15 protein-coding genes and 1 tRNA gene are annotated in these 12,874 nt (G+C 59.7%); 15 read left to right on the top strand and 1 reads right to left on the bottom strand.

Annotated elements, in window-relative coordinates:
* The first annotated feature begins 62 nt into the window (after positions 1-62).
* From QCL65_RS19730 to nadA, 15 genes are all read left to right on the top strand, one after another.
* Positions 63-809, top strand: a complete 747-nt coding sequence (locus tag QCL65_RS19730; RefSeq protein WP_407311723.1) for a YebC/PmpR family DNA-binding transcriptional regulator — start codon at positions 63-65, stop codon at positions 807-809.
* A gap of 97 nt (positions 810-906) precedes the next feature.
* Positions 907-1,431: a crossover junction endodeoxyribonuclease RuvC gene (gene ruvC, locus QCL65_RS19725; protein ID WP_407311721.1), complete on the top strand. Its 525-nt coding sequence runs from the start codon at positions 907-909 to the stop codon at positions 1,429-1,431.
* Positions 1,432-1,555: 124 nt separating this feature from the next.
* Positions 1,556-2,176, top strand: coding sequence for a Holliday junction branch migration protein RuvA (ruvA, locus tag QCL65_RS19720; protein WP_407311719.1), 621 nt, complete (start codon positions 1,556-1,558; stop codon positions 2,174-2,176).
* Positions 2,173-3,228 (top strand): Holliday junction branch migration DNA helicase RuvB, encoded by a 1,056-nt coding sequence (ruvB, locus tag QCL65_RS19715; protein WP_407311717.1) that lies wholly within the window; start codon positions 2,173-2,175, stop codon positions 3,226-3,228. Before ruvA ends, ruvB begins: the two co-directional genes overlap by 4 nt.
* A 128-nt stretch (positions 3,229-3,356) precedes the next feature.
* The gene (gene ybgC, locus QCL65_RS19710) at positions 3,357-3,824 is read left to right on the top strand and encodes a tol-pal system-associated acyl-CoA thioesterase (protein ID WP_407311714.1); all 468 of its coding nucleotides are present in this window, start codon (positions 3,357-3,359) and stop codon (positions 3,822-3,824) included.
* Positions 3,814-4,509 (top strand): protein TolQ, encoded by a 696-nt coding sequence (gene tolQ / locus QCL65_RS19705; protein WP_407311712.1) that lies wholly within the window; start codon positions 3,814-3,816, stop codon positions 4,507-4,509. The genes ybgC and tolQ overlap by 11 nt, the downstream gene beginning before the upstream one ends.
* A gap of 13 nt (positions 4,510-4,522) precedes the next feature.
* On the top strand, positions 4,523-4,978 hold the full coding sequence (gene tolR / locus QCL65_RS19700) for a protein TolR (RefSeq protein ID WP_407311710.1): 456 nt from the start codon (positions 4,523-4,525) through the stop codon (positions 4,976-4,978).
* Positions 4,975-6,066, top strand: a complete 1,092-nt coding sequence (gene tolA, locus QCL65_RS19695) for a cell envelope integrity protein TolA (protein ID WP_407316945.1) — start codon at positions 4,975-4,977, stop codon at positions 6,064-6,066. The genes tolR and tolA overlap by 4 nt, the downstream gene beginning before the upstream one ends.
* Before the next feature lie 17 nt (positions 6,067-6,083).
* Entirely contained in the window at positions 6,084-7,364 is a 1,281-nt protein-coding gene (tolB, locus tag QCL65_RS19690) for a Tol-Pal system beta propeller repeat protein TolB (protein WP_407316943.1), read from the top strand.
* Between the two features lie 52 nt (positions 7,365-7,416).
* The gene (pal, locus tag QCL65_RS19685; protein ID WP_407311708.1) at positions 7,417-7,917 is read left to right on the top strand and encodes a peptidoglycan-associated lipoprotein Pal; all 501 of its coding nucleotides are present in this window, start codon (positions 7,417-7,419) and stop codon (positions 7,915-7,917) included.
* 6 nt (positions 7,918-7,923) lie between these two features.
* Entirely contained in the window at positions 7,924-8,766 is an 843-nt protein-coding gene (gene ybgF / locus QCL65_RS19680) for a tol-pal system protein YbgF (RefSeq protein WP_407311706.1), read from the top strand.
* A 166-nt stretch (positions 8,767-8,932) separates the two neighbouring features.
* Positions 8,933-9,580, top strand: coding sequence for a 7-carboxy-7-deazaguanine synthase QueE (gene queE, locus QCL65_RS19675; RefSeq protein WP_407311704.1), 648 nt, complete (start codon positions 8,933-8,935; stop codon positions 9,578-9,580).
* Positions 9,581-9,593: 13 nt separating this feature from the next.
* Complete coding sequence (gene queC / locus QCL65_RS19670; RefSeq protein WP_407311702.1) at positions 9,594-10,280, top strand: 7-cyano-7-deazaguanine synthase QueC; 687 nt, start codon at positions 9,594-9,596, stop codon at positions 10,278-10,280.
* Between the two features lie 58 nt (positions 10,281-10,338).
* Positions 10,339-10,414, top strand: a tRNA-Lys gene (locus QCL65_RS19665).
* A 150-nt stretch (positions 10,415-10,564) separates the two neighbouring features.
* The gene (gene nadA, locus QCL65_RS19660; protein ID WP_407311700.1) at positions 10,565-11,623 is read left to right on the top strand and encodes a quinolinate synthase NadA; all 1,059 of its coding nucleotides are present in this window, start codon (positions 10,565-10,567) and stop codon (positions 11,621-11,623) included.
* Here nadA and QCL65_RS19655 read toward each other — a convergent pair whose 3' ends face one another.
* Entirely contained in the window at positions 11,624-12,763 is a 1,140-nt protein-coding gene (locus QCL65_RS19655) for an OpgC family protein (RefSeq protein ID WP_407311698.1), read from the bottom strand.
* Positions 12,764-12,874: the final 111 nt, after the last annotated feature.

The raw sequence follows: 12,874 nt of genomic DNA, 5'->3' as shown, positions 1-12,874 counted from the left end.
GATGCGCCTTTGCGTTGTACGGGTTCAAATGTAAGGGTTTCAAACAGTTCTGGAGTTGCGTTATGGCAGGTCATTCCAAGTGGGCGAACATCAAGCACCGCAAAGAGCGTCAGGATGCCAAAAGAGGCAAGATCTTTACCAAGTGGATTCGTGAGCTGACGGTCGCGGCACGGGCCGGCGGTGGCGACCCGGGCTCCAACCCGCGTTTGCGTCTGGCGCTGGACAAAGCCTTGGGCGCCAACATGAGCCGTGACATCATCGACCGCGCAGTGGCGCGCGGGACAGGCGCGGCGGGCAGTGACGACGTCGAAGAGCTCAGCTACGAGGGTTACGGCCCCGGTGGCGTCGCGGTGATGGTCGAGTGCATGACCGACAACCGTAACCGCACCGCCGCCGCCGTGCGCCACGCGTTCAGCAAGTGCGGGGGCAACTTGGGTACCGATGGTTCGGTGGCCTATTTGTTCGAGCGTAAAGGGCAGCTGAGTTTTGCCGCAGGCGTTGACGAAGATGCCTTGATGGAAGCAGCCATGGAGGCTGACGCCGACGACGTGGTCAGCAATGAAGACGGTTCGTTCGACGTGTTTACCTCATTTGCCGGTTTCTACGCGGTGCGCACAGCGTTGGAAGAAGCCGGCTTCAAGGCCGGTGACGCAGAAATCGTGATGCTGCCCACCACCAGCGCCGAGCTGGATCTGGAAGGCGCCGAAAAGGTACTCAAGCTGATCGACATGCTTGAAGACCTGGACGACGTGCAGAACGTCTACTCCAATGCGCAGATCCCCGACGCGGTGATGGAACAGCTGGGCTGAGCCGTACAAGCTGTCTATAAGAGCCGGGTTCGCTGAGCCTCGCTACGGCGGGGTAGGGTGAGCCCGGCTCTTGTTTATTCCTTTCAATGCAGGCGCTATGACTTTAATCCTTGGTATCGACCCCGGCTCGCGCATTACCGGCTATGGCGTGGTCCGCGACAGCGGCCGCGGCTGCGAGTATGTGGCGTCTGGTTGCATTCGCACCGGCAGCGGCTTGTTGCACGAGCGCTTGCAGATCGTCTTTCGTGGAGTGCGTGAGGTCATTCAGACTCACGGGCCGGTCACCATGGGCATCGAGCGGGTGTTCATGGCCCGCAATGCGGACTCGGCCCTAAAGCTGGGGCAAGCGCGCGGCGCGGCCATTGTGGCGGCCGCCGAGGAAGGGCTGGAGATCGCCGAATACTCCGCCACCCAGGTCAAGCAGGCCATTGTCGGCACGGGTGGGGCCAATAAGGAGCAGGTGCAGATGATGGTGATGCACTTGCTGAAACTGACCCAAAAGCCGCAGATTGACGCATCCGACGCCCTGGCCATCGCTTTGTGCCACGCCCACACGCGCTCCAGCCTAATGCCCCACGGCTTAGGCACAGCACGCAGCCGCAGCGGGCGCCTACGTCTATAGCCTGTAGTATGGTTTTAAACTTTTTTGCTTGCGGGCCTGCCCAGGCCTGCAAAGATGGCGAGCAAGCTTGCTGCGCAGCGCGGCTCTGCCCCATGCTGTAGCCCCCGAATTAAAGGAAGCGAATGTGATTGGACGCCTGCGCGGTACCTTGGCTGAGAAGCAGCCGCCGCACTTGATCATCGATGTCAACGGCCTCGGCTATGAGCTGGAAGTGCCTATGACAACGCTCTATCGGCTACCGCCGGTCGGCGAAACGGTCACCCTGCATACCCACCTGGTGGTGCGCGAAGACGCCCACCTGCTGTATGGCTTTTATGAAAAGCGCGAGCGCGAGTTGTTTCGCGAACTCATCCGCCTAAATGGCGTTGGGCCCAAGTTGGCGCTGGCCTTGATGTCCGGCTTGGATGTCGATGAACTGGTGCGCTGCGTGCAGGCCCAGGACACCTCGGCGTTGGTTCGGGTACCGGGGGTTGGCAAAAAGACCGCAGAGCGCTTGTTGGTCGAACTCAAAGACCGCTTCAAAGCCTGGGAAACTACCCCGAGCATGTTCGAGCTGGTGCCCACCGGGCCTAATGGCACCCGGCCTAACGCCCCGGCCAATACGGCCGAAAGCGATGCAGTCAGTGCGCTCATCTCCCTGGGCTATAAACCCCAGGAAGCCAGCAAGGCCGTCGCCGCCATTGACGCGAAGGGCTTGAGCAGCGAAGAGCTGATCCGCCGCTCCCTGAAAGGAATGATCCATTGATCGAAGCCGACCGCCTGATCACCGCCACGGGCCGTGATCGTGAAGAGGTACAGGACCGTGCCATCCGGCCGCTGAGCCTGGCCGAGTACATTGGCCAGCCAACGGTCTGCGAGCAAATGGAGCTGTTCATCCAGGCTGCCCGTGGGCGTAACGAGTCCCTTGACCACACCCTGATCTTCGGGCCGCCGGGCTTGGGCAAGACCACCCTGGCCAATATCATCGCGCAGGAAATGGGCGTGTCGATCAAGAGCACCTCGGGGCCGGTGCTGGAGCGGCCGGGCGACCTCGCCGCGCTGCTGACCAACCTCGAGCCCCACGACGTGCTGTTCATCGATGAAATCCATCGGCTGTCACCGATCGTCGAGGAAGTGCTGTACCCGGCCATGGAAGACTTCCAGCTCGACATCATGATCGGCGAAGGCCCGGCAGCCCGCTCGATCAAACTCGACCTACCACCGTTCACTCTGGTGGGCGCCACCACTCGAGCGGGCATGCTCACCAACCCTTTGCGTGACCGCTTCGGCATCGTCCAGCGCCTGGAGTTCTACAGCACCCCAGACCTGGCCACCATCGTCACCCGTTCAGCCAGCATTCTCGGCCTGCACATCGAAGAGGGCGGTGCTTTCGAGATCGCCCGGCGCGCCCGCGGCACGCCGCGTATCGCCAACCGTCTGCTGCGCCGGGTGCGTGACTTCGCCCAGGTGCGGGGCAAGGGTGAGATCACCAAGCCGATCGCCGACCTTGCCTTGAACATGCTCGACGTCGATGAGCGTGGCTTCGACCACCAGGACCGACGTCTACTGCTGACCATGATCGAGAAGTTCGACGGCGGGCCGGTGGGGGTCGACAGCCTGGCCGCCGCCATCAGCGAGGAGCGCCACACCATCGAAGACGTGCTCGAACCTTATCTGATCCAGCAGGGCTATATCATGCGTACCCCGCGGGGCAGGGTGGTGACCCGCCACGCTTATCTGCATTTTGGTTTGAACATTCCCGGGCGCCTTGGTGAGTTACCCGCGGCCGACCCCTACGACGACCCGTTGGGCGATTAAAAGGCGTAGTGGCCAAGATTTATTCCGCGCTGGCGTGGTCCTAGAGGCACGGATTGATGAAAGTTGAGTTTTTCATGCAAAAACAGTTGCCTGGGCGGATTGGCAACCCGAGGAGTAAGCACTAGAGTATGCGCGCGCAAAGCCAGGTTCCGCCGTTCGCCCATCACTGTCGCGTTTATTACGAAGACACCGACGCGGGCGGCGTCGTGTATTACGTCAACTACCTCAAGTTTATGGAGCGGGCCAGAACTGAGCGCCTGCGGGTGCTGGGGTTTGCCCAGTCCGAACTGATGGCAGGTAACCTTGTATTCGTGGTGCACTCGGCCCAGGCGCGCTATCACGCGCCGGCGCGGCTGGACGACGAACTGAAGGTCAGCGCTGAAGTGATTGAATTGAACCGTGTCAGCCTGCGCTTCAACCAGCAGGTCAGGCGGGCTACGGATGACATGCTGCTCTGCGAAGGGCAATTTTTGGTGGCCTGTGTGGCCGCCGACACTTTCAAACCCCGGGCCATTCCCCCGGCCTTGCGTACGGCCTTTGCCGACGCGGGCGGCCCGAGTACCTACTTAGAGCAGGAGATTAAGCGTGGAAGCTAACGTCGTCGACCATACCTCCATGTGGAGCTTGGTCAGCAATGCCAGCATCGTTGTACAGTTGGTAATGCTGATTCTGGTGGCCGCTTCGGTCACCTCATGGATCATGATCTTTCAGCGCAGCGCCATGCTGCGTGCCGGTCGTCGTGCCCTGGACAGCTTCGAGGAACGTTTTTGGTCAGGCATCGACCTGTCCAAGCTCTATCGCCAGGCGGGTAGCAACCCAGACCCCGACTCCGGCGTCGAGCAAGTGTTTCGCGCCGGTTTCAAAGAGTTCTCGCGCCTGCGCCAGCAGGCTGGGGTCGACCCAGATGCGGTGATGGAAGGCGTTGGCCGGGCCATGCGGGTAGCGATCTCGCGCGAGGAAGAAAAACTTGAGCAGAGCCTGCCGTTCCTGGCCACCGTTGGTTCCACCAGCCCGTATGTCGGCCTGTTCGGTACCGTGTGGGGGATCATGAACTCCTTCCGCGGCTTGGCTTCTGCCCAGCAAGCGACCCTGGCCACCGTAGCCCCCGGTATTGCCGAAGCGCTGATCGCCACGGCTATTGGTTTGTTCGCGGCCATCCCGGCTGTTATCGCCTACAACCGCTTCGCTGCCCGCAGCGAAACCCTGATCAACCGCTACTACACGTTCGCAGACGAGTTCCAGGCCATCCTGCACCGTAAAGTGCACACCAGCGAAGAGTGAGCAGGAAAACCCAATGATTCGGAGTCGCCGCCCCAAACGCAAGCCGGTCGCCGAAATGAACGTAGTGCCTTACATCGACGTGATGTTGGTACTGCTGGTCATCTTCATGGTCACCGCACCGATGCTCAACCAGGGCGTTAAAGTCGACTTGCCCAAGGTTTCCAGCGAAGCCTTGCCGCAAGACAACAACACTCAGGTCCTGACCATATCGATCAAGGCTGACAAGACCTACTACTGGAACCTTGGCAGCGAAGTCGACACCGAGAAGCAACAAGACCGCGCCATGACCCTGCCGCAGATGACCGACGCCGTGACCAAGATCATCAACAACGGCAACCAGAACGGCAAGCGTACCCAAGTGTTCATTCGCGGTGACAAGACCGTCGATTACGGCTCCGTCATGGGCGCCATGGGCGGCTTGCAGAAGGCGGGTGTCGGTAACGTTGGCTTGATCACCGAGGCGCCCTGATGCGACAGCGAGAGCCCTCCGCCTCGGAAAACTTCTTCTGGCCCACCGTGTGGGCCATAGCTTTGCACGTGCTGATTTTCGCCATGCTGTTCGTCAGTTTCGCCATGACCCCGGAACTGCCGCCGGCCAAGCCGATCGTTCAGGCCACGCTGTATCAGCTCAAGTCCAAGAGCCAAGCCACTACTCAGACTAATCAGAAGCTTGCCGGTGAGGCGAAGAAATCCGCCGCCCGTCAGACTGAAGTCGAGCAGATGGAGCAGAAAAAGGTCGAACAAGAAGCCGTGAAGGCGGCGGAACAAAAGAAAGCCGACGCTGCTCAAAAAGCAGAAGCCGCCAAGGCTGCCGACGAAGCTAAAAAAGCAGACGCTGCGGCCAAGGCCGAAGAGGCCAAAAAAGCCGACGAAGCGAAAAAAGCTGACGCCGCGCAAAAGGCCGCCGAAGCCAAAAAAGCCGAGCAGGCCGATATCGCCAAGAAAAAAGCCGAAGAGGACGCCAAGAAAGAGGCGGCCGAGGAAGCGAAGAAACAAGCGGCAGACGAAGCCAAGAAAAAGGCTGCTGAAGACGCGAAGAAAAAAGCTGCCGAGGACGCCAAGAAGGCGGCCGCTGCCGATGATGCGAAGAAGAAAGCAGCAGAGGATGCGAAGAAAAAGGCCGCTGCTGACGCTGCCGAGAAGAAAAAAGCGCAAGATGCCGCGCGTAAGTCGGCGGAGGACAAAAAGGCTCAGGCATTGGCTGACCTGCTGTCCGATAAGCCTGAGCGGCAACAGGCCTTGGCCGACGAGCAGGGTGACGAAGTCGCAGGTAACTTCGATGACCTGATTCGGGCAAGGGCTGCGGAAGGTTGGGCTCGCCCACCGTCGGCACGTAAGAACATGACCGTGATACTGCAGATCAACATGCTGCCCGATGGCACCGTTACCTCGGTGAGCGTTTCCCGCTCCAGTGGCGACGGCCCATTTGACGCCTCTGCAGTGGCAGCCGTTAAAAATATTGGGCGTTTGACGGAAATGCAGGGTCTCAAGCCCAGTGATTTCGCCCCGTACCGCTCATTCAAGATGACATTTACACCTGAGGATCTAGCCTTGTGATTAACCTTCTCCGAGGAATGCTTGTCGTTCTTTGTTGCGCTGCGGGAATGGCCGTTGCGGAAGAAAAGAACATTATGGTCACCAGCGGCAGCGACCGGGCGACCCCTATCGCTGTGGTGCCGTTCGGCTGGCAGGGCGGTAGCGTGCTGCCCGAAGACATGGCGGAGATCGTTGGCAATGACCTGCGTAACTCTGGCTACTACGCGCCGATCCCGAAACAAAACATGATCAGCCAACCTACCCAGGGTAGCGAAGTGATCTTCCGCGACTGGAAAGCCCTTGGCGCTCAATACGTCATGGTCGGTAACATCCAGCCGGCAGGTGGCCGTCTGCAAGTGCAATATGCGTTGTTCAATGTCGCCACTGAACAGCAAGTATTGACCGGCAGCGTCTCGGGTAGCACCGATCAATTGCGCGATATGTCCCACTATATCGCCGACCAATCGTTCGAAAAGCTCACCGGCATCAAGGGTGCGTTCTCCACTCGTATGCTTTATGTGACCGCTGAGCGCTTTTCTACCAACAGCACGCGCTACACTTTGCAGCGCTCAGACTACGACGGCGCCCGTGCGGTGACCCTCTTGCAGTCGCGCGAACCGATCCTCTCGCCACGCTATGCACCGGACGGTAAACGCATCGCATACGTGTCGTTCGAGCAAAAGCGCCCGCGTATTTTTGTGCAGAATATCGACACCGGTCGCCGTGAGCAGATCACCAATTTCGAAGGCCTCAATGGCGCGCCGGCGTTCTCGCCGGATGGCAGCCGCCTGGCGTTTGTGTTGTCCAAAGATGGCAACCCGGAGATCTACATCATCAACCTGGGCAGCCGTCAGCTGACCCGCGTGACCAATAGCCCGGCTATCGACACCGAACCCTTCTGGGGCAAAGATGGCTCGACGCTGTACTTCACGTCGGACCGTGGCGGTAAGCCGCAGATCTACAAAACCAGCACGAGTGGCGGCAACGCTGAACGTGTGACATTTGTCGGTAACTACAACGCCAACCCTAAACTGTCGGCGGATGAAAAAACGCTGGTGATGATTCATCGTCAAGATGGCTTCACCAACTTCAAGGTGGCGGCTCAAGACCTGGAACGTGGGAGTGTAAAAATTCTCACCGACTCGACTCTTGATGAGTCACCTACTGTTGCGCCCAACGGCACCATGGTAATCTACGCCACCCGCCAGCAGGGCCGGGGAGTCTTGATGCTCGTGTCCTTAAACGGACGCGTGAGGCTCCCGCTTCCTACCGCTCAAGGCGAAGTCAGAGAACCGTCCTGGTCCCCTTACCTGAACTGACGCGGCGCTATACGTTGTACTTAACACACTGGGGTTCATTAGGAGTTTTACGATGGAAATGCTGAAGTTTGGTAAGTTTGCTGCGCTGGCTCTGGCCATGGCTGTAGCTGTAGGTTGCTCGTCCAAAGGCGGCGAAGACGCTGGTCAAGGCGCAGCTGTTGATCCTAACGCTGGTTACGGTGCAAACACCGGTGCCGTCGACGGTAGCCTGAGTGAAGAAGCCGCCCTGCGCGCTATCACCACTTTCTACTTCGAATACGACAGCTCGGACCTGAAGCCAGAAGCCATGCGCGCTCTGGACGTTCACGCCAAAGACCTGAAAGGCAATGGCGCTCGCGTCGTTCTGGAAGGCAACACCGACGAGCGTGGTACTCGTGAGTACAACATGGCTCTCGGCGAGCGTCGTGCCAAGGCCGTTCAACGCTACCTGGTTCTGCAAGGCGTTTCCCCTGCACAGCTGGAGCTGGTTTCCTACGGTGAAGAGCGTCCTGTTGCTACCGGCAACGACGAGCAATCGTGGGCTCAAAACCGTCGCGTCGAACTGCGTAAGTAATTCGTCATGCGAACGTGCCGTCGTGCTGTAACTGTTCTGGCTTTCGCCCTGCCCCTAGTGGCGTGGGGCGCGGTTCCTGTCGTGGATGACAACAATGCTAATGCTGGCTATAACAATAGCGGCAGTAGTACCAGTTATCCGCCGGCGGGTTACGGTACGAGCGGCGCCTATGCCGGGGGAGGCGTTTCGGCGCCTGTCTCGGCACAGGGCGAGCTGTTCATGCAACTGCAGCAAATGCAGGAAGAAATCGCGCGGTTGCGCGGTATGGTCGAAGTTCAGCAGAACGACATCCAGCGTCTGAAACAAGAAGGTCTGGAGCGTTATCAAGAGCTCGATCGTAGGATTGGCACCGGGGTTGCACCTGCACCTTCAAGCCAACCTGATAATTCTCAAGCCAGTGGCGGCAGCATCAATGCCGCTGGTACCCCCGCAGCGCCCGCTAGTCAGGCCGCCGGTGGCACTGAGCCGGGTGATCCGGCCAAAGAAAAGCTGTACTACGAAGCCGCTTTCGACCTGATCAAGGCCAAAGACTTCGACAAAGCCAGCCAGGCGTTCGCAGCTTTTTTGCGCAAGTACCCCAATAGTCAATACGCGGGAAACGCCCAATATTGGCTGGGTGAAGTCAACCTGGCCAAGGGCGATCTGCAAGGCGCTGGCCAGGCATTCGCCAAGGTTAGCCAGCAGTACCCCAAGCACGCTAAAGTACCTGACTCGTTGTACAAACTGGCCGACGTCGAACGCCGTCTCGGCCACGCCGACCGCGTCAAGGGGATCCTCCAGCAGGTGGTGACCCAATACCCAGGCACCTCGGCTGCGCAGTTGGCGCAACGGGATCTGCAACGTATGTAGCAGCGCCCACCGGGGCATTTGAATAACCCGCGCCTTGCGCGGGTTTTTTCGTTAGAATTTGCGCCCTTTTATTGAAATACGCTTCTTTGGGCCGTGCGATGTCACGGCTGATCGAAGTGCCCAACGGAGGCGGTCAGCCTGTTTAGCTGTCTCGCCCGTGGATGCCATGCAAGACACATTACGTATTACCGAGGTCTTTTACTCGTTACAGGGTGAGACCCGCACCGCCGGCTTGCCGACGGTTTTCGTTCGCCTGACCGGTTGCCCCTTGCGTTGCCAGTACTGCGACAGCGCCTATGCGTTTACGGGCGGGACTGTACGGACCCTGGACGACATTCTCGAGCAGGTGGCTGGCTATCGGCCGCGCTACATCTGCGTGACCGGCGGCGAGCCATTGGCCCAGCCCAATGCGTTGAAGCTGCTGGAGCGGCTGTGCGACGCCGGGTATGAGGTGTCCCTGGAAACCAGCGGTGCATTGGATATTTCCAAGGTCGACGAGCGGGTCAGCCGCGTGGTCGATTTGAAAACGCCAGGCTCGGGTGAAGTAGCGCGCAACCGCTACGAGAACATTCAGTGGCTGACGCCCAACGATCAGGTCAAATTCGTGCTGTGTTCCCGCGAGGACTACGACTGGGCAGTCTCCAAGACCATTCAGTACGGCCTGGGCCAGCGCGCTAGCGAAGTGCTGTTTTCCCCCAGTCATCACCAGCTCAATGCCACCGACCTGGCCAATTGGATCATCGACGACAACCTGCCGGTGCGCCTGCAAATGCAGTTGCATAAATTTCTCTGGAACGATGCCCCAGGGCACTGACAAGGGTGAGCCTATGAATACTGAAAAACGCGCAGTGATCTTGCTGTCCGGTGGCCTGGATTCGGCAACCGTGGTGGCCATGGCCCAGGCCGAGGGTTACCGCTGTTACACCATGAGCTTCGACTATGGCCAGCGCCACCGCTCGGAACTCAACGCCGCCGCACGTATCGCCCAGGAGATGGGCGTGGTCGAGCATAAAGTCATTGGCCTGAACCTCAACGGCATGGGCGGTTCGGCGTTGACCGACAGCAGCATCGATGTGCCCGAAAGCCCTACCGAAGGTATTCCGGTCACCTACGTGCCAGCACGCAATACGGTATTTCTGTCGCTGGCCCTGGGTTGGGCTGAAGTGTTGGGCGCGCGGGACATTTTTATCGGCGTCAATGCCGTCGACTATTCCGGCTACCCCGACTGCCGGCCCGAGTTCGTCGAGGCATTCGAGCGCATGGCTAACCTGGCGACCAAGGCGGGCGTGGAGGGCGTGGAGGGCGATGGCTTTCGTATTCAGGCGCCGCTGCAGAGCCTGAGCAAGGCCGATATCGTCCGTGCGGGTGTCGCGCGAGGCGTTGATTACAGCCTTACGGTGTCCTGCTACCAGGCGGACGATCAGGGCCGGGCGTGTGCCAAGTGCGACAGCTGCCGACTGCGTGCAGAGGGCTTCGCGGCGGCGGGCGTCAGCGATCCAACCCGCTATTTTTGACTTTTTTCCAATTGGGTGTTGAATTCCTGTTAGAAATCAGTATTATACGCGCCACATCGGGTCGTTAGCTCAGTTGGTAGAGCAGTTGGCTTTTAACCAATTGGTCGTAGGTTCGAATCCCACACGACCCACCATATCGATGTATTTAAAAGCTGGAAGGCCCATGAAAATGCGGATTTCCAGCTTTTTTTTTGGTTTTTTTTCGCGGCTGTCACCCAGACCATTGAGAAAAAGCCAGTGGTATACTCGGCGCTCGCGCAGCAGCGCCTGTAGGTCTTGCCCTTATGACTCAAATTTCCGAACGCCTTCTGGTTCAGGCTCATCTCGACGCCAAGCAACCGGTGCCCCTCAGCCCGCAGCAAGAGGCCGACTATCGTCAGGCCATCGTCGCTGAGCTCAAGGCCCGCGATGCCGTGCTGGTCGCCCACTATTATTGTGACCCGGTCATTCAGGCCCTGGCCGAGGAGAGCGGCGGCTGCGTTGCTGATTCCCTGGAAATGGCTCGCTTTGGCAACCAGCACGCGGCCAGTACCGTGCTGGTGGCTGGGGTGCGCTTCATGGGCGAGACGGCGAAAATCCTCAACCCGGAAAAACGCATCCTTATGCCAACGCTAGAGGCCACTTGCTCCCTCGACCTGGGCTGCCCGGTGGAAGAGTTCTCGGCGTTTTGCGACCAGCACCCCGAGCGTACCGTGGTGGTCTACGCCAACACCTCGGCGGCGGTGAAGGCGCGGGCTGACTGGGTGGTGACGTCCAGTTGCGCGCTGGAGATCGTCGAAAGCCTGATGGACAACGGCGAGCAGATCATCTGGGCGCCCGACAAGCACTTGGGCGGGTACGTGCAGAAGCATACCGGCGCCGACATGCTGCTATGGGACGGTGCCTGTATCGTTCATGAAGAGTTCAAGTCGCGGCAATTGGAAGACATGCGCGCGCTGTACCCCGACGCGGCGATTCTGGTCCACCCGGAATCGCCGGAGGCGGTGATCGCATTGGCCGACGCCGTAGGCTCGACCAGCCAATTGATTGCCGCTGCGCAACGCCTGCCGAACAAGACTTTTATCGTCGCCACCGACCGGGGCATTTTTTACAAAATGCAGCAGCTGTGCCCGGACAAGGTCTTTATCGAAGCGCCGACCGCCGGCAATGGTGCGGCTTGCCGCAGTTGTGCTCATTGCCCGTGGATGGCGATGAACACACTGGAGCGCACGTTGGCCTGCCTGCGCGAGGGCAGCAACGAAATATTCGTCGACCCCGCTGTGATACCTCGCGCCATCCGCCCGCTCAAGCGCATGCTCGATTTCACCCAGGCTGCCCGGTTGAAGGTGGCGGGCAACGCCTGATCAACCCTGCCGGTCCCCCGCTCGCACGGCTGCGTTGGGCCGGTTCAGCTGGCGGTTCCACTCCAGCCATTGCCCCAGCAGCAACATCACGCCCACGCCCGCCAGGGCGGTGGTCAGTTGCATGGCCAGGGTATCATCGGCCAGCGCGTTGGCCATGTCTGCCAGAGGCGCAAGCAGCACCCCCAGGCAGAAGATCTCCAGTGAGTAGCGGCCCATCATCGCGACCTTGCGCGCCGCCCAATGCTCGACCCACGGCCCTTGTGGCACCCAATGCGCCACACAGTAGGCCAACGCCAGAAAATGCAGCAGGCGTACCGGTGCCAGGTTGGTTTTGTCGATGGGGTACAGGCGTTCAGCCAGCCAACCCGGCACCAGGGCCTCATGCAGCGCTGGCCATTGCCAGCCCAGGGCGACCAAGGCGCAACAGGCCACGTAGGCACTGGCGAGCAGCAGCACCGGTTGCCGCTGCCAGGGCCTGGCTGGGCGGGCGTGCTGGGGACCGCTGTAGAGCGCCGCCGCACCGCCCAATACAAATAGCACCTGCCAACCCAGCGGGTTGAAGTACCACAGGCCGTTGTCGTGGGCGGGGATGTTCCAGCCATAGCTTTGGGTCATCAGGTACAGCGCCACTGAAAGCCCGATCGCCAGGTGGGTACGTTTGATCAGCAGTGGCAGTACCAACGGTAAACTGCCCAGCAGCACGATATACAGGGGTAACGGGTCCATCAGGTTGGGTTTGAAGCGCAGCAGCAGTTCATCGACCATGGCCTGCTGGGGATTGGCGAGGAAGTAGGTGAGGTTCATCTCCTGGATCATGTCGCGGGTTTCGACGTGGTTGTTCGCGACGAAAATGATCCCCATCAGCAGCGCCAGCAGGAAGATATGCACTACATACAGCACCCACGTGCGCCGCAGAATACGCACGCCAGCGACCAGGTAGCCGTCACGGGCGGCGATTTTGCCGTAGGCCAGCACGGCGGCATAACCGGCCAGAAAAACGAAGATCTCCGCGGCATCGCTGAAGCCGAAATTTCGCACCGTCAGTTTGGCCAGAGGGTTTTGCGGAATGTGGTCCCAAAAAATAAAGACCAGCGCCAGCCCTCGATAGAAGTCGATCCGGTGATCGCGTCCGTTGAGCATAGCGGTGGCCCTTGCGAAAGAATTAGGTTGTAGGAGCGAGCTTGCTCGCGAAAAACGTCAACGTAAACGCTTGCTTCCTGAACGAACGCGACGCCTGTGGGTTTTTTTTTC

This window comes from Pseudomonas sp. nanlin1, assembly GCF_045571515.1.
Classification (GTDB): domain Bacteria; phylum Pseudomonadota; class Gammaproteobacteria; order Pseudomonadales; family Pseudomonadaceae; genus Aquipseudomonas.
This window is presented reverse-complemented; position numbering and strand designations above follow the sequence as displayed.